The organism is Ruminiclostridium herbifermentans, from assembly GCF_005473905.2.
Lineage (GTDB): Bacteria > Bacillota > Clostridia > Acetivibrionales > DSM-1351 > Ruminiclostridium > Ruminiclostridium herbifermentans.
On record NZ_CP061336.1, the window covers coordinates 674,149 to 691,980 of the forward strand.

The window sequence follows — 17,832 nt, forward strand, 5'->3', positions numbered from 1 at the left end:
CACAAAATAGCGTCATAAAACCTTATTGACCTTATACGTATTTTTCTGAAATTTAAAATGTTATATATCATCTAATAACCGCTTATGCTGATATTCGGGTGAAGTTTGCATAAATTGTTAATACTTTGAATGGCTATTATTACAGTCCATCATGTAATTAAGCAGTGTTTTTAATTATCCTTTTATATTTTTAATGCGAAATAGCATTATATATTTTAACACAAGAAAATAAAAAAGGCTTTAGAAAAATTTTTCTAAAGCCTTTATATAGCAGAAAATTCGTATTTATGATTAATTTAATTTATTACTCTCTTTGCGCCAATGTAACGACTAGAATAATAATTGCTGTTCAAGCTTGATATTGTAACTCCTTTTGAAGAACTAGCATGTATGAAATTTCCGTCACCTAAATAAAAACCTAAATGAGACGGACCTTCTTTATAAGTGGTAAAGAATACTAAATCACCCACACGAAGATTGCTTTTTGATACACTTGTTCCAACCTTATACTGCTCAGCAGCAGTTCTTGGAACAGAAATGCCATTTTTACTTAATACATATTGAATATATCCTGAGCAGTCAAAACCGCTTGCTGTAGTTCCGCCCCAAACATAAGGAACACCAATAAAGCTTTTCGCAGTGCTAATTATAGCGCTTACCTTAGAACTAGTTGCAGTTGATGTTGTACCTCTATTTGTAGTTGTACTTTTATTAGTTGTAGCAGTAGTTTTGCTCGATGTAGTACTTGAAGTTGATTTGCTAGTTGTTGATTTTGACGTTTTAGTTGACGAACTGACAGTTTTATTTGTGCTGGTTTTGGATTTTGGTTTACTTAATGTTGTTTTAGTAGTTGTATTAGATGTTTTTGTATTTAAACTTGATTTATTGTCTGTTGTCTTATTTTCGATAGTCTTATTATCATTAGCTTTTGTCTGAGTTTTTGTTTTATCTTCTGCAATTGCTGCTTTAACATCATTTTCTGTAGATATCACTTTATCTTTAGCATTCAATAATTGTTTCTTTAGTAATAGCTTTTCTGATTCCAATTGCTTTAATTCACTTGTTGCACTAACATTTTTAATTGTATTTGCGTTAATATCCAAGTGCTTATAAATTGGGGCTATTGCTATTGCACAAATAGATAATGCTAAAGTAGTTGATAGAAGTTTTTTGTTCATTTGCCCTCCATTAGTTTCCCTATAGCTGATTAATCAACGAGATAAATATTATAGGGTTATTTTTGATAGTCATGTAGGTCTTATACCCATGTGATAAATGCCATGTCTTGCTACTATGCCATCATTTATGAGAGCTTTGCGCAAAGCTGCTGATAGGCCTATTATAAAGCCTCTATGTATGAAAGCACAACCTGTAATTTATGGTAAACCCTTTCAAATATAGAGACATAAATGGTTATAAACTTCAATAATAATAATAGAGAATAAATATTTGTAACCCAAATTAAGGCTGTTGTATTTAAAAATATATTAAGCTTGAACAACTATGTTTTAGGTTGGTCCTAAGATATTGTCAGTTATTTAATTTATTGTGCTAATTAATTTTGAACTGAGTCTGAAGGTTAATTACTTATTGCTTATACTGATACGAGAGTATCAGTAAGACATTACTTTAATTTTAACTGCACGACTATAAAATGTTAGCACAACGCGTTAGTTTATAAAAAACATCATTTAGAGGTGGATATGGCAAAAAAAACATTTATTACAGGTGCTATTATACTAATGATTGCAGGATTTATATCAAGAGTTATTGGCTTTGTATATAGAATCTATCTGTCAAATATAATTGGGGCAGAAGGAATGGGGCTTTATCAACTAATAGTACCTATATATACGTTAATTATTTTAACTTTGACATCAGGAGTTTCTATAGCTGTATCAAAAAAAATTGCTGAAGAAATGGCAAAAGGGCATCAAATAAATATAAAAAGAATTTCTAAAGTAGGATTAATATTTGTGCTAATGGCCAGTACTTTTATTTCAGTTTTTATGTATATTAATATTGATTTTGTTGTCAATGTATTATTAAAAGACAGTAGAACTTATTTTTCTGTAATGATAATGATTCCTTGCATCCCGTTCATAGCAGTAGCATCAGCATATAAAGGGTATTTTTATGGGATACAGGATGTTTCACCAACGGCAATTTCACAAATAGTAGAGCAGTTGATAAAAATATTGATAGTGATGGCTGTTGCATCAAAATTCCTAAAGGCTGGACTTGAGTACGCATGTGCGCTGGCAACTTTGGCTATGGCAGTAGGAGAAGTGTCAAATTTACTTGTGCTAGCTTTCTGTTATAAATATAAAAAATATTCGTTCCTAAATAGTAATTCTGATAAGGGCAAAATAAGAAAAAGAAAATTATTTATTTCTATTTTTAGCTGTGCAGCTCCAATTTCAATTAACAGATTTATAATATCAGTTATGGCGGCAGTTGAGGTAATATTGATACCTAGAAGATTGTTAGCAGGGGGACTAGATTATATACAATGTATGGAGCAGTATGGTAAGCTTATGGGTATGGCAATGCCTTTGGTGCTTTTTCCGGAACTTGTTACGACATCGCTTGCTACGACGCTGGTGCCAGCTATTTCAGAATCTATATCCTTAAAGAATTTCAATAGAGTAAACTATAGGATTTCAAAGTCTATACAGATAACTATGGTGCTTGGCTTTATTTTTATGGCACTATTCGCCTGCTATCCAGATAAAATAGCAGATATGATTTATCCTGGTCAGAACGTTGGCAGCACACTGTTTTTGCTTTCATTTACCTGTGTATTTCTTTATTTGCAGCAAATTTTGATGGGTATAATGAATGGCTTAGGTAAGCAGGGACTTTTGTTGTTAAATTCGGTAATTGGTTCTATTATAAGAATTTCGTTTGTATATTTTCTAATTCCTAAATATGGGCTATCTGTATACATAATTGGTATTATTATAAGCTCCTTAGTTGTATGTATTTTAAATTTTGCTACAATAGTTAAAAATACAGGAATGGTATTGGATTTAAGACATTGGGTAGTTTTCCCATTAGCAGTGACAGTAGTTTTATTCTTCTTTAGTAAATACATATATGGCTTTTTCAATTTCATGAACCTTTATACGCAGGTCCAAACACTTTTTGCAATAGCTGCATATATTATAATAGCTGTATTTCTAATGGCATTGGTTGGTGTTATAAATTGGAGAGAAGTTCTACAGCTTTTTGGATTGAACGACAAAAAAGTTAGAAAATTTAAGAAATAATAAGGAAATGAGGGATAATGTAAATTAAATGCCTTCTATTTATTGCGGAGGTCAAAGAAAGTCAAAATCAAAAATTGAGAATTAACCAAGTAGTGATTATAATATAGCCATAAGGTCAAAGAAAGTCAAAATCAAAAACAAAATATTATATAAATAAAATTTTATGGAGGTGTTTTATATGTTTGGAATAGTACCATTCAGAAACAACAATATTCAAGGAAGATCAGGTTTGTTTGACATCGACAATATGTTTAATGATTTCTTTAATGAACCGTTTATGGGAATTGTAAGTGCAAGTTCCATAAAAGCAGATATTAAGGAGAATGAAAATGAATTTGTAATTGATGCAGAAATCCCTGGTGTAAATAAGGAAGATATTAAATTAGATTTAAAGAATGACAGGCTTACAATTTCGGTAGAAAAGACTGAAGAGTCAAAGGAAGAGAAGAATAACTATATTAGAAGGGAAAGAAGATACGGCTCAACTAGCAGAAGCTTTTGTGTTCAGAATGTAAAAGCTGAAGATGTCTCAGCAAAATACGAAAATGGGATTTTGACAATTATTTTACCTAAGAGCGAAGCTAAAAAGCTGAGCAGCAGAATTGAGATTCAGTAGTAGCTGAACAATTTGAGGCAAGCATATTTAAATTATATTAACTCGGATAGACAAAATAGATGCTATACATTATGCCTAAATTCAATTATTTATAGTTTTGAAAAGTAATTGAATTGCAAGTGAGGTGATATAGAATTAGACAAAAAATCTACTTATTAAAATGTGCGGAAGGAGGAGAGAAGTTACCTGTAGATAATAATTTGAGCAGATAGTGTTACTCCCTAAAATTGAACTTTTAATATATAAAAATCAAATATAATACTGATAGAGAGGTATGAAAAGCAAAAGTTTAGACTATGCTTTAGTACCTCTTTTTGATTTATATTATTAACAGCCATAGATTTTTATATTATAGGGATTACTCAATGGCTAAGGAAGTTATAAATAAAACTAGACAATCAAATTGTACTTCTATTAATTCCTTAACTATGAATCAAAACTTATATTTGCTATTGTGATATATGATTACAAATATGATTAAATTTATGTAAAATACCTGTTAAATAAGGAATAAAAATTTACTATTGAAAAAAACAATCTAATATGGTAAGGTTTAACATAATAAATAATATATTTGAGGTGATTTATATATGGTTTAATACAAATATTATATAAAATCATTACATTAAAACATGATTTTGAGAAGCCAATTATTATTGTCTAAACCTTCTACAGTATATTTCTTGAATATACAAATTGGTAATAATATAGTAGAATTTTCAGCCTAAAATTAAGTGGTATATAAAAGTAAATTTATATGTAAGGTGGAGGTTTAACCGTAATTGTCTTTAAGAAGTAAGAAGTACATTAATAAAGAGTTAAGGAGAATATATTTAAATGAAAAAAACAAATTTAGTTTTATTTGCCGTTATTTGTGCCCTTGTTATTACAACTGTAACGTCAAATGTATTTGCTGTTACATATGTTTCAAACCCATATGGGTATAATTGTGCTATAGTTGATGTAGATACCAGTACATATTTAACGGGATTTTATTTCAGCTATACGCAAAGTGCGGTGAATTCATGGAATGCTTGCGGACTAACTAGTCGGAGTATATCCACTAGCACATCAAGTCCTAATAAAATAATACAGAGTTCAGAATCTGCCAGTTGGTTTGGTTTACATGAACCTATAGATTATAATACGGCCAACGCTCAAACCAGAACATATTTTACATCTAGATTTAGAATAATATTAAATACACGGACACTTTCTAATAGTCTAATACAAAGAACAGCTTGTCATGAACTTGGGCATGCACTTGGTCTTGGACATAATGACAATGAAACAGATCCGGGGAGAACTATAATGCGTTCTTCAGGTTTGGCAGAAGAAACGCCACAAACATATGATAAAAATGCAGTTAATTACTTGTGGCCCAATTGGTAGCCAATAAAAAGGAGAAAAATATGGAAAATTTAAAAAATAAAAAGCTTTTAATTAGTGCACTATCTTTGGGATTGGTTATTTTAACAGTTTTTTTTATAAATAGAACGCCTGTAGAAGTTTTAAATAGTAATATCTCATTTAGTGACTTATCCGTAAATGCATCCACGTTTGGTAGTGCATCAGCTTCGTATATGTATTTTAAAAATTACGATCAAGCAGATGAAATGGCAGATACAGTAGTAATAGGCGAGGTTATAAAAGTTAATGAGCCGGAAGAATTGGTAACAGGGGAGACTATAAATACGATAACTGGGGAAAAAGAACCGATAAGTCATATATATACGGTTTCGGAAGTCAAGGTAAGTAAAGTTATAAAAGGAAAGTATTCTCCAGACGACATAATTAAGATTAAGCAGTATGGAGGAGCATATAAGGATGGAGAATATAGTATGGAGGGTATACAATATTATCAAGAAGGAGAAAGACATATTTTCTTTTTGCAAAGCTATGAAGATAGTCCTTGCGATACTATTAACCCACAGCAGGGAGATATGTTGTTAAAAGACGGTAAAATAAAAGCAAGAAACAAAGTACAGTTTATAAAGGACGATATATCAGAGGATTTAGCAGTTAAAGCATTAAAAGAAAGAGTAGAGGCTTTGAAGGCTAGAGCTGACAAGGATACTAAATAAGCACAAATAATAAAGAAATAATGAGACAGACAAATGAAATTAAAAGTCTGTCTCATTGAGAACGTTTCATTTCTTGTGTTTGATTAACATAACCCACTTTTTTATAGTATCAAAAAACACAAATCCATCAAGGTTATATATAACGGATAAAATCCGACCTTGACAAATTTGTGTTTTTTAATTCATTGGTTATCAAGTGGTTTATGCTAAATTATTGGTAACCATATTTACACAAAATCCTAAACGTACCCGTCTCATTAATAATTTATAAGCCTTTCTGAGTATACCAGTCAATTATTTGCCTTGCTATACTTACTTGTGAGGGCAGTTCAGGAAGGTTGTCGGGGCTGAACCAATCGGCTTTTTCGATTTCAGTACCGTCCACAGAAATTTCACCGCTTTCATACTCAGCAGTGAAGCCTACCATTAAAGAGTTTGGATACGGCCAGGGCTGGCTTCCGAAATATGTTATGTTTTTAACCTTGATGCCCACTTCTTCCATAAGTTCTCTTTGAACACACTCCTCAAGAGTTTCGCCTGGTTCTAAGAAGCCTGAGATAAGTCCGTGTATGTTGTTTTTAAAAGCTTTGGCATGTGCTAGAAGTATCTTGTTATCCTTAAAAACTGCTGTTATTACAGCTGGACAAATCTGAGGATACTTAATCAAACCGCATTTAGGGCATTTTTTTGCTCTTTCGTCAGGTGGTTCTATTGTAGGACTGCCACATCTGCCGCAAAACTGATTAGATTGATCCCAAAGTACTATCTGATATGCTTTGCCCGCTAAAAGAAATAAGTCCATGTCTATTAATTCAAATAGCGCTCTCAATGCTATAAATTCCATCCCAACAGGAATATATTCTTCTGAGGCAATTTCTGCAGAATAACACGGACAGCCTTTATAAAGCCCTAGATACTGGGTTCTGACAGGTGAAATGTTAATCTGCTGTAAATTGTTCAAATAAGGAATGCTGTAGTTGTTGTTTTCAACCTTAATAAGCATTTTATTTTCACAAAAGGCAAACCAATATTTTTCGTTATCATTTACATTTTGAGGTGTTACAGCTGGTTCGTAGCATTTATAAATACTTTCTCTATACATTTTATTCTACCTTTATATACAAATATTTTAGAATATATTGATTTAAATATTTATTAAAAAGACATAAACAATTGTCTGGCGCAAACTTTTTCTTAGAATATCATATGTAATTTTAAAAATCAAATTCAATGATTATCATATATATGTTAATATATTTTTAGGAACTGGTATGTCTCCACACCTATAGTTTTCAATTATGAAGAGTGAAATAAAATTAAGTTGCATTTTAGCGATAACTCAAAAATCAAACTTTTTGACAGTGTATATTATGGAAGTTTTGAATATTTTATAATCGAAAGGAACTATTAAATTGAATAAGTTAAAATTTAAAGATTTTATTTTTTATGCAATAGTTTGGGGTGCTATTGCGCTGCTTATACTAATTAGCATATGTGTTATTCGAAATTTAGGCCCATCTGTTGTTAAAATGCCTTTTTATATGGGGTATATATATGTGATTTTATCTATAGCAGCTATATTTATATTGTATAAAGTAAATATAGTTACCAAGATAAACACTAAGGTTTTTATTACATTGCTGATAATTATTGCATTAGTTCCAAGATTTATATGGGTGTATTTTGTTCAAACTCAGCCATTTTCAGATTTTCTGCATTTACATAACTACGGAATAAATGCAAGCCAAGGCGATTTCAAAGGCTTTGTTGATTTCTATGCTGTATTTCCTTTTAAAATAGGCTTTGGTATGGTATTGGCAGGACTATATTATATTTTTGGGACAGGCTTGATGGTTGCTAAATTGTTTAATGTAGCTGCCTCTGTAATTCTTGTAATACTAATTTATACAGGTGGAAAAATGCTTTACGGAGAAAAGGCAGGAAGAGTAGCAGCTCTAATGACTGCACTTTGGCCGGCTCAAATAATGTATACCTCTGTAATTGCATCTGAGCATTTATTCTTAATATTGTTTATTGCTTCAGTACTGCTGATTTTAAAATTTATAAAGAAGTATACCTATAAAAATTATGAAATGATAAATGGTAATTTGATTTTAATTGGAATTGGTGTGCTTACAGCCTGCGCACAGTTGGTAAGACCTATGGCAATGCTTTTGCTGCCTGTATTTGCAGTGTTTGTATTACTATATAATAAATACCGGGCAAATTCAATTGATAATGCAGGCTTGAAGCTTAAATCTATTGTGTTGGTAGTTATCTGTTATTTTGGATTGATTAATTTAGTAAATATACCTATTCAAAATGCCACAGGAGTTGATATAACAAAATCAAACGGTGGATTTAACTTGATGATAGGAACTAATATCAAATCCAATGGAACCTTTAATACAGAAGACTTTGGAATAATTGAAAAGAATAATTATGATTTTGAAAAGGTTCATAAAGAGGCAAAACAAATAGCCATAGAGAGATTGAAGGGCGACCCCAAGCATCTATGGAACTTAGCAAAGAAAAAATATCAGATTCTTTGGGGAAATGAAAATTACGGGTACTATTGGAGTATGGTTGCGGCACAAAACTCCCAAGCTGAAAGAATAATAAAATCTCATCCAAGAGCTTTTTATGGTATGGCTCAGTTCTTCTATACTTTGGTCATCTTAATGGCTTTATGTGCATGCTTCTATACCCTTAGAGAAAAACGGTATGATGCACTTGTTTTATTGATGATATTTGGCGGGATACTAGTATCCTATACATTCCTTGAAGTACAGGCAAGATATCATATGCCTGTTATACCAATATTGATTTTATTTGGGTCGAGTTTTCTTACCGAAGACAGTAAGATATAATTTAAATGTAAGTATGGTGATAAGGGTAATTAAAATATAGAAAAGGAGATACCGAGGCTAATCCATTTCCTTAATATTATTTTAGAAATGTTGGCATGGGCATATTTATGAAATTAGATAGACCTAAAATTAAAGTACTAAAAGAAGCAACTTTTGAAGAATGTGCTTTGACTAATCAATTTACAAATAAAAAGTTTGTTGGAAAACTTGAAAAGGACATTAAAATTGAGGATGCAGAATTTGAGTGTTGTCACTTTATTGAAATTGACTTCAAGCTAATAAAACCAGAAAAATTGATAATTTGGGATTGCATTTTTGAGAGATGTGATTTGTCAAACTTTATCTTCAATAAGATATCATTGAAAAGATGCGAATTCATTAATTGCAAATTAATGGGAACTGTTTTTAGTGAATGTTTTTTGGAAAGTATATTATTTGAAAAGATTAATGGAAGATATATAAATATAAATGGCAGCAAAATTCGCAATATTAAAGTGAAGAATTCTGATTTTAGTGAGGGTAGATTAATGGAAAATAACACTAAAAATATAGAGGTTGAAGAAGTCAATTTCAATAGTTGCGACTTTATCAAAACGAATCTGAATGATGTAGACTTTAGTAATTGTAATATAGAAGGTATCAACATAGATTTACAAAGCTTGAAGGGAATGAAGGTAAATAGTTATCAAGCTAGTTGCTTAGCTTCAATTCTTGGAATTAAAATTGTGTGAACTATAGAAGAGGAGATTTAATGATTAAAATTACAGAAAAACAGAACTGCACTGGCTGTCATGCCTGTTCAAATATCTGTCCTAAGCAATGCATTATTATGGAGGCTGATAAAGAAGGTTTTTTATATCCTAAAGTAGACTTAGATAGATGTGTTGATTGCGGACTTTGTGAAAAGATATGTCCAGTGCTTGCTAATATAAAAGTAGATAATGAACCACGAGCTTATGCCTGTAACAATAAAAATGAACAGATTCGATTAGAGAGCTCATCAGGCGGTATATTTACACTGATTACAGAGCAGATAATTAATGATGGCGGTGTTGTGTTTGGCGTTAGCCTAAATAAAGATTTAACTGTACTGCACAGCTATGTGGAAACTAAGGAACAACTGAAAGCTTTCCGTGGTTCAAAATATGTTCAGAGTAAGATTGGAGAAACTTATAAAACAGCCGAACATTTTCTTAAGCAGAGCCGAAAGGTATTATTTTCAGGAACACCTTGCCAGATAGAAGGTTTAAAAGCTTATTTACAGAAGGACTATGACAATTTGTTTTGTATAGATATTATTTGTCACGGAGTACCATCGCCTAAGGTTTGGGAAAAATACCTTTCATATCAGGAAAAACGCGAAGGTGCTAAGGCAGAGGGAGCAAATTTTAGACACAAAAATAAGGGATGGAATAAATTCTCTATGGCTTTAGAATTTGACAATGGAAATGAGTATATTCAAACCCTGGATAAGGATTTATATATGAAGGCATTTTTAAAGGATACATGCCTGCGACCCTCATGCCATAAGTGTAGCTTTAAGACATTGCACAGAAAGAGTGATATCACACTTGCTGATTTTTGGGGTATAAATAAGGTGTTGCCAAAGATGGATGATGATAAAGGTACTTCACTTATTCTGATAAATAGCGAAAGAGGAAGAACTATGTTTGACAGCCTTCAAGATAGCATTTTGTTTGAAGAGGTTGATTTAAACAAAGCAGTTTCCTATAATCCTGCTGCATTTAGATCTGCTATTTTAAATCCAAACAGAGAAGGTTTTTTCAGAGATTTAGATAACCTTTCCTTTGACAAATTAGTGGATAAATATTGCTCTGAGAGTATGACTGTGTTAGTTAAAAGGAAAACAAAATCAGTAGTAATTGCAATACTAAAAAAAACGAGATTACTAAATTTAGCGAAAAAAGTGCTGAAATGTGTGGATTGATACAGTTGTTATTGTGCTAAGGTAAGATTATACATTGAAGTGATACTAATTAATTATGACTAATTAGTGGAGAAAATATCTTTGTTTAGTGCAAGGTGTTTTTATAGCTTAAGTTTGAAGTTCCTCAAAACAGTATTCTTCCAATTTGTCTGAATACAAGATGATGTCGTGGAAATTATTACTTTCTATTAAGTTTATGCCCCTAGCTATAGTAGTTTTGATTATAAAACAATTAAAGTTTCAAAAGTCGTATAATTACATTTTATAACAAAAAAATATTATTTCATGCAGCAAGTAATCTAAATTGACTTTTTATGCTATAATTATAAAGCATGCTTAGCGAAAAATAGTAATGGGTATGTAAAAAACGACATTTGGAGGAAGCATAAAAGTGAAAAAAATGAGAAACATTATAGCAATCATTTCAGCACTACTTATTTGTGTAACAGCATTAGTAGGTTGCGGATCTGATCCAGTGCAAGATGATTTGATTAATTACATTAATAATCAGCTACCAGAAATTGCATCATTGGAAACAAAAGTAACCACCGAGTACGATGCGATTAGGTCTGACAGTAATGCAGACGATGCAGCATTTGCAGCTAAATTAAAAGATGTGATAATTCCTGCATCTGCAGAACTGGTTGCAAAAGCAAAAGCAACTGTTCCAGCAACAGAAGAAGTGAAAAAAGTACACGATAAATATATTGCTGCAGCGACAGTACAAGGAGAAGCTTTTGACATACTTCTTGATGCAGCTGAGAAGAGCGACGGAGAGTTAGCTAAAACTGGAACTGATAAGTTAAATGAGGCTGATAAGGTATCAAAAGAGTTTTTAGCAGACTTAGAAACTTTGAAAAAAGATCATGGGGTAGAAAACAAATAACATTGAATTAAAAACTCCTTAGATAGTACTGAGAATGGTATTATCTAAGGAGTTTTTTGTGTACCAATATCACACGTTCTAAATGTGTTTCTAACAGCTTATATCTGAGTAGAAAATAAAAAGCCTTAATAAAATACCTCAATAAAATACCTCAATAAAAAGCCCAATAAAAAGCCCTAATAAAAAGCCCTAATAAAAAGCCTCAATAAAAAGCCTCCTTATTAAATTATTTGCAGGCTTGCTAACTGCAATTAAAATAATAAGAAGGCTAAAAGCTTATTTGAGGTTATAAAATTAAATAAGTACTAAATTAAATACTCTCATTTTTAGCAATAATTTTTGTAAGTACATTAGTAGGACCTTTCCTAATAAATCCTAGATAAACGCAAATTGCTGATATTGTCCAGAAGTATGTGGTTACAGAAGGTGCATCAAAGTTATTAAGTACTATATTAGTAAATAGAATACCTACCATAGCTCCGAATCCACTTTGAACAATTCCTTTAGAAACATTATCTTCAACTTTTCTAATTGCTCTTAGAGGCCAAACCACCCCATTATATAAAGCTATTAAAAATGAAATGAAACCAAATATGCCCATTTCTACAGCTGCCTTAAGATAATAATTATCAACATAGAAGGCGCCTTTAACCTTATTATTTGTTGCTACGGCACCACCAAATTTTCCAAAGCCTGTTCCAAATATAGGATTGTTATAGAACATTTCCAAGGCTTTTGGCCATTTTGAGAATCTTCCGCCTCTGAAGCTGCTTGCAATATATTCCGGATGTAGCAAGTAACTAATCCTGCTCTGAACTGTTGGAACAAAGCTATAAGCGAGAGCTGCTACAACTACTAACCCAATAATTAACTTGTATTTTTTACTTAGAATTGCATAAATAATCAGTGCAAGCCCAAGTGCTATCCAGGAAGAACGTGAACCAGTAAGAATTAAGCAAACTCCCATCAAACCAGTAGCGAAGGTGTATAAAAGTTTTTTCAAAATATGTTTTTCTGAAAAAACCAGTGATATCGCCAGAGGTATTAGCATAGCTAATAAGCAGCCAAGAACATTTGGACTTCCTACAATTGAGAAAACTCTAGGGCCAGAAGTAGCCTCCACCTTGTCAGTCCAATATGCAGGAGTCTCAACTTTAGCAATATACTGATATATACCAATTACAGACATAAAAATACCTGTAAAAATCATTATCTTTACTAAGTTTTTAGCACCATTTTCACTTCTAAGCAGCTTAACAACAATAAAGAAGAACATTAAGTACTCTATATTTGACCTTAATCCATCAAAACCAAGTGAATCAAAGGACGCTACAACAAACAGAACTATTGCCACAAAGAAGAATTGAAATAATGGAAAATCAACAGGTGACCAATTAAAGGAGAAATCTCTTCTGTCCACTATCCATCTATAAAACCATACTCCGATACAGAAAATAATTAGAAGTTCATCCCAAGTAGATGCTAGTGAACCTATATTAGTTTCAACAGCTATAAAGTATAATATAGGATATAAACCTACTAGGTAAGCTGCTCTTTCAAAATCACGCAATATAAATATTGTGGCTAAAACACCTATAATTCCTACTACAGCAATTTTAGGCAAGAAGCAGCCAGCTAAACAAAGAATAATGGCAATAATAATAAAGAAAGCAACTCTATACCACTTACCAAAACACTTTTCGCCTAAATTCAATGTGCCTTTAATTAATTTATAAAGAAGGCTATTTTTGTATGCGCGTGAGTATGCAGAATTAATATTTTCTGCAATATAATCCAGCTTATTTCCGCAAAACGCCAAGAACCTATATGTTAATGAGTATACATATTTTGGAGTACGTGCAGTGTAATCCTGTACAATTTTATAAGTTAGACTGCTTTGGTTCCATTCTGATATTTTTAGCAATATTTTATTTATTAAGCTATTACGAAAAGCATTAGAGAATAACTTATAAATATATATCAGAAGGCTATAAAGCAGGCTATTAGATATATATTTCCACACTTAAAGATTCCTCCTAATTAAACTCGATGGCTTCTATAGTTCCCTGTGTTTCAAAGGTACGAGTTTTTAATGTAAATACTTTACCTACTGCAACATCCTGACTATCTAATGTAATTTTTCCGTTACCAGGTTTAGTTTTCATTGTAAATTTAACTGTGAGCTCTTTTCTGATTGGGTCAGGAGCATATACTGCTTTTCCATCAGCTGTACTTATTGGTACTTGTAGGTCTGTATAGGATATGGACTTGATATATGCGTCTGCAGGATTTAAAAGTGAAATAAGCTGGTCACCCTCTTTTAGAGCTTTTATTTGATCAGTATTTCTTACTGTACATCTATAAGTAACAGTTATATTTTGCTGATTTTCTCCAGTTGCAATAGGACTAACGTCTGTACCAATTGTCTTAAAAAAGACTACTACACCAACTAACAATACTAGAACAATAATGCTAAAATCAATAATATTAATTAATCCAAATAACTTGCCTTTTTCATTTACTATCTTCATACTAAAATACTCTCCTCAATCTTTTTTTTAATTCTAAAACTAAACGATAAGTAATAAAAACCTCATTAATTCTAGGCTTTTTAATAATTTCCATATATTAATATATGTCTACCATGTCATTATTTCAATGTCTTTTCTTGTCCAATTTATAATATGGTCAATTACTGCATTTATAAAACTCTTACTCGCCAGAATAACTATTAAAGAAAAGAATATTTCTCGATATTTCCTGGCTAAATATAACAAAATATAAATTTTTATTGAATTACACAAAACGTAGTATAAATCACTTATACCCATACTTATAACGCAACAATAGCTTTTTGATATAAAGCTTTAAACCAGTTTCTGAAAAGCTTAATTTATAATCATCAATCAATTTCAGTGGTGATTTTTCGAAAAAATCCTCGTCTGGCTTTATACCATTACAAAGCCTTTGATAAAGACAATATATTGCAACACTAGGAATCTTATAATGGATTATAGCATTTTCAATGTCCTGCTTATTATAAGGTATAGAGGATTGGGCAGTTTGTATCCATTGACCAAATTCCCTCCACAATTGTATCTCAGGCAGTCTGTCTGGTGCGGTTGATAGCGAATTGGGTCTTTGCCTGTAAAGAGCTAGTGTTTCTTTAACAAAACAAAACTCACATTTAAATAGCAGCCTATAGAAAAAATCCATATCCTCAGCCCAATTTAAGCCTGGCCTGAAGGTAATAGAATTATTTATAATAACTGACTTCTTTACAACAACAGTGCTTGTCCATACAGAAACCTTTTCTTTTATTACATCTATCAATATTTTGCCTTCTGAGTAGCGTTTGGGAAAGACTTCACCCTTTGAAGCTTCGCAAAAGTACTGATAACCGCAATAACAGGCATCCATGCCGGTACTGGTCAGTCTGTTTATTTGCTTTTCAAGCTTAGTTGGCAACCATAAGTCATCACTATCTAAAAATGCTACAAATTCACCTTGAGATTGCTCAATAGCATTGTTTCTAGCAGCAGAAACACCTTGATTGGATTGAAAAAAGTACTTGATTCTGGCATCTTTTTCAACTAAGCCTTTTACAATTTCAGCTCCGTTATCTGTACTGCCGTCATCCATTATGATAACTTCAAAATTGCCATAGGTTTGAGCCAGTACACTTTCCACTGTTTGCTTGATATATTGACTAGTATTATACATTGGTATTATTACGGAAATTAATGGTGGACTGTTCATTTGACTTCCTCCTATGCTTAATGTAAATTAAGTTGATTACTTTTAGCTGACATTCCCGTTTTTGGTTTTAAGTTTAACATTGCACTATACTGATGTCAAATTTTCAGAAGAACGTGTTATGCAATATTAGGCGTAATTATAACAGAAAGATTATAAAATTTACTTAATTTAAGCCAAGCTTTTTTACATAATCTCCAGCCTTATATGCATTGCTGATGTACTCTGGCATAAAGCCTTCAAGGTGTTTTCTGATTTCATCTTCTTCAGCTGCTAAAGAGTTATATGCATTTATTAACTGATCCTCTTGCTCTAATTTCTGAACAGGTAAAATGTATTTATCCTCACTGCCGAATATATCCTTTGCGATTCCTCTCGCCTTGACAGAATAGCCTATTACTAATGTTGGCACAAATGTGGAATAGGCTGCAATTGTAGCATGAGTACGAGCCCCAATAAATAATTTGCATTGAGATATAAAACCTTTTAGTTCCATGCAATTATATGTGCCACCAATTAATATAACCCTGCCAGTGTCTTTGAACATATCGTACAGCTTACGAAGGGGAACCATATCATTGTCATGATCCCATAGAACGTGAGGAATTAAGGCGATTTGACTATCGGTTGTATTTATAATGTGCTGTATCAGTGTTGAATAACTTTTAAAAACAATACCTTCGCTGCGCTCGTTTTTCATAATTAATGGGCTTACATTAATGCCAATAGTATTTCCTGCAACAAAGCCATTTGGAAGCTTAGCAAGCTTTGTATCCAGTGTAAAAGCTGGGTCAGGCAAAAGAACTACATTAGTTAGTCCTTTTTCAACAAATGCGCGATAGGTAATACTCTCTCTAGCAATAATAAGGCTATACCTTTTCAAATCTTCCAACATTTCTTTATTAATGACCTCAGGGTCAACTGAGCAGCCCCAGAAAACTGTTTTGCTTCCTTTTTGAGCAGCAATTCTGTTAGTGTAGTATATCCATCTGGGTATGCCGTAGCAGTAATTATCACCTCCAATAGAAAGACTTAAGGTGTTTTTGTCCATAGCAGAGACAATATCTTTTTGAGAGAAAGAAAAAAGCAGGTTCTGATTTATTCGTAATTTCCTTAAAGCAGCATCAATTAAACGAAGGGGATGTAATCCTTCATACCTTTTGTATTCTATTATATTTAATTTAAAATCAGGAGATAGGAAATCAATATCTTCCTGACTTCTAAAAGTAGCCAGAGATATGTTAATATTATTAAGGTTTAATATTTTTAGTGTTGATCTTACAATTGCCTCACAACCATGATTTCTACTCCCTGCGTGAGCATACAGCAGTAGCTTTTTCATTATATAGTACCTCCTTCTTGTCCAATAACTAATTATACATTTGGAGTAGGTTCATTACAAGGCAATCGCGAAAAAGTGTTATTAAACATTAGCTTTTGTACCGATAAATAAATTGAATGACTAAAGTCAATTTTGTTTCAAGCCTTCGTGAAGATTTTTATCGTCTTTTCAGGTCAATTAAGCTTTACTATAATTAAGCTTTATATGAAATATAATTTTTCTGCAATTAGAAATTGAATCTAGACGTTATAAATGCGGAGTTAAAAATTTAGTCTGATATAATTATAAGATGGAGGATATATGAGGAATATATTTAAAAGAAGAAAAAATGTACAAGAACTAGATATTAAAGTTTTGTTTAAGAATGATATATCTATCCTTATTTTAGACGAAAGATGGAATGGCTTATTTAAAAATATTGTTAAGCCACCAAAAATAATTGACTGTGAGAACAAAATAAAGGAGCTGTTAAAGGAACAATCCAAATTAACAGCGGAGGCTAAAGAAATTGCTATCAAAAAGAAAGAGTATATGGATGGAATTATAAAGCTTACAACAGAGGCTTTTGATAAAAATAATGAAGAAGCAAGATTAAAAATGCAGGAATATGAGAAATTAATTATATCAATTAATAAGAGAACTAAGGAAATAGAGGAGCGACACTTTGAATTGCCTAAAGAAATAAGACAGGCAAATTTAGAACTTTTAGAGCAAACTATAAAAGTAGTATATTTTTCCATAAGAGAGAATCAACAAAAGGTTGCGGCTTTAGATAAAGAAATTGCTGCGACAAGAGAGCATTTAAAGAAGCTAATTGATGAAAGAGGGCTATTAGCTCAAGATGACACCGATACATACTCTTATTTCCATGATTTATTGGGTAAAGACGAGTTGCAAAAATTAGATGAAATATATTTTAATAATAAGTAGAGTTCAGAGGTTCTACGCAAAATTTAACTAAATGTTTATGCTTAAAGTGGGCATGGGAGATTAGCAGTTCAAAAATAAAGTTTGTGCTAACAAGGTGGTATTTTTGCAGTACCATTAACCACAAGTGT

At 31.8% G+C, this 17,832-nt stretch carries 15 protein-coding genes; 9 read left to right on the plus strand and 6 right to left on the minus strand.

Features of this window, described 5'->3' with window-relative positions; genetic code table 11:
• Positions 1 to 296: 296 nt before the first annotated feature.
• Positions 297 to 1,178 carry a C40 family peptidase gene (locus tag EHE19_RS02890; protein ID WP_137697528.1) on the minus strand — a complete coding sequence of 294 codons (882 nt, stop codon included), beginning with the start codon at positions 1,176 to 1,178 and terminating at the stop codon, positions 297 to 299.
• Positions 1,179 to 1,703: 525 nt separating this feature from the next.
• Here EHE19_RS02890 and spoVB point away from each other — a divergent pair.
• From spoVB to EHE19_RS02910, 4 genes are all read left to right on the plus strand, one after another.
• Entirely contained in the window at positions 1,704 to 3,272 is a 1,569-nt protein-coding gene (spoVB, locus tag EHE19_RS02895) for a stage V sporulation protein B (protein WP_137697529.1), read from the plus strand.
• Positions 3,273 to 3,450: 178 nt separating this feature from the next.
• The gene (locus EHE19_RS02900; RefSeq protein ID WP_137697530.1) at positions 3,451 to 3,888 is read left to right on the plus strand and encodes an Hsp20/alpha crystallin family protein; all 438 of its coding nucleotides are present in this window, start codon (positions 3,451 to 3,453) and stop codon (positions 3,886 to 3,888) included.
• A gap of 837 nt (positions 3,889 to 4,725) precedes the next feature.
• Positions 4,726 to 5,280 (plus strand): zinc metalloprotease, encoded by a 555-nt coding sequence (locus EHE19_RS02905; RefSeq protein WP_137697531.1) that lies wholly within the window; start codon positions 4,726 to 4,728, stop codon positions 5,278 to 5,280.
• Between the two features lie 20 nt (positions 5,281 to 5,300).
• Positions 5,301 to 5,972, plus strand: a complete 672-nt coding sequence (locus EHE19_RS02910) for a hypothetical protein (protein ID WP_137697532.1) — start codon at positions 5,301 to 5,303, stop codon at positions 5,970 to 5,972.
• A gap of 265 nt (positions 5,973 to 6,237) precedes the next feature.
• On the opposite strand, the gene nudC is transcribed toward EHE19_RS02910, so the two are convergent.
• Complete coding sequence (gene nudC / locus EHE19_RS02915; RefSeq protein ID WP_137697533.1) at positions 6,238 to 7,074, minus strand: NAD(+) diphosphatase; 837 nt, start codon at positions 7,072 to 7,074, stop codon at positions 6,238 to 6,240.
• 310 nt (positions 7,075 to 7,384) lie between these two features.
• Between nudC and EHE19_RS02920 the strand changes: the two genes are divergently transcribed.
• The 4 genes from EHE19_RS02920 (at position 7,385) to EHE19_RS02935 (ending at position 11,676) form a co-directional block, all read left to right on the plus strand.
• A complete protein-coding gene (locus tag EHE19_RS02920; RefSeq protein ID WP_137697534.1) occupies positions 7,385 to 8,842 on the plus strand; it encodes a glycosyltransferase family 39 protein in 1,458 nt (485 codons plus the stop codon).
• Positions 8,843 to 8,949: 107 nt separating this feature from the next.
• Complete coding sequence (locus EHE19_RS02925) at positions 8,950 to 9,573, plus strand: pentapeptide repeat-containing protein (protein WP_171003565.1); 624 nt, start codon at positions 8,950 to 8,952, stop codon at positions 9,571 to 9,573.
• 20 nt (positions 9,574 to 9,593) lie between these two features.
• On the plus strand, positions 9,594 to 10,790 hold the full coding sequence (locus tag EHE19_RS02930) for a Coenzyme F420 hydrogenase/dehydrogenase, beta subunit C-terminal domain (RefSeq protein ID WP_137697536.1): 1,197 nt from the start codon (positions 9,594 to 9,596) through the stop codon (positions 10,788 to 10,790).
• A gap of 400 nt (positions 10,791 to 11,190) precedes the next feature.
• Entirely contained in the window at positions 11,191 to 11,676 is a 486-nt protein-coding gene (locus EHE19_RS02935; RefSeq protein ID WP_137697646.1) for a hypothetical protein, read from the plus strand.
• Positions 11,677 to 11,986: 310 nt separating this feature from the next.
• Here the strand turns inward: EHE19_RS02935 and EHE19_RS02940 are convergent, their stop codons facing one another.
• The 4 genes from EHE19_RS02940 to EHE19_RS02955 form a co-directional block, all read right to left on the minus strand.
• A complete protein-coding gene (locus EHE19_RS02940; RefSeq protein ID WP_137697537.1) occupies positions 11,987 to 13,699 on the minus strand; it encodes an O-antigen ligase family protein in 1,713 nt (570 codons plus the stop codon).
• A 13-nt stretch (positions 13,700 to 13,712) separates the two neighbouring features.
• Positions 13,713 to 14,207 carry a DUF4330 domain-containing protein gene (locus tag EHE19_RS02945; RefSeq protein ID WP_137697538.1) on the minus strand — a complete coding sequence of 165 codons (495 nt, stop codon included), beginning with the start codon at positions 14,205 to 14,207 and terminating at the stop codon, positions 13,713 to 13,715.
• A 286-nt stretch (positions 14,208 to 14,493) separates the two neighbouring features.
• Positions 14,494 to 15,435, minus strand: coding sequence for a glycosyltransferase family 2 protein (locus EHE19_RS02950; protein WP_137697539.1), 942 nt, complete (start codon positions 15,433 to 15,435; stop codon positions 14,494 to 14,496).
• 163 nt (positions 15,436 to 15,598) lie between these two features.
• A complete protein-coding gene (locus tag EHE19_RS02955; RefSeq protein ID WP_137697540.1) occupies positions 15,599 to 16,774 on the minus strand; it encodes a polysaccharide pyruvyl transferase family protein in 1,176 nt (391 codons plus the stop codon).
• 300 nt (positions 16,775 to 17,074) lie between these two features.
• Here EHE19_RS02955 and EHE19_RS02960 point away from each other — a divergent pair, with 300 nt between their 5' ends.
• On the plus strand, positions 17,075 to 17,704 hold the full coding sequence (locus EHE19_RS02960) for a hypothetical protein (RefSeq protein ID WP_137697541.1): 630 nt from the start codon (positions 17,075 to 17,077) through the stop codon (positions 17,702 to 17,704).
• Positions 17,705 to 17,832 lie beyond the last annotated feature (128 nt).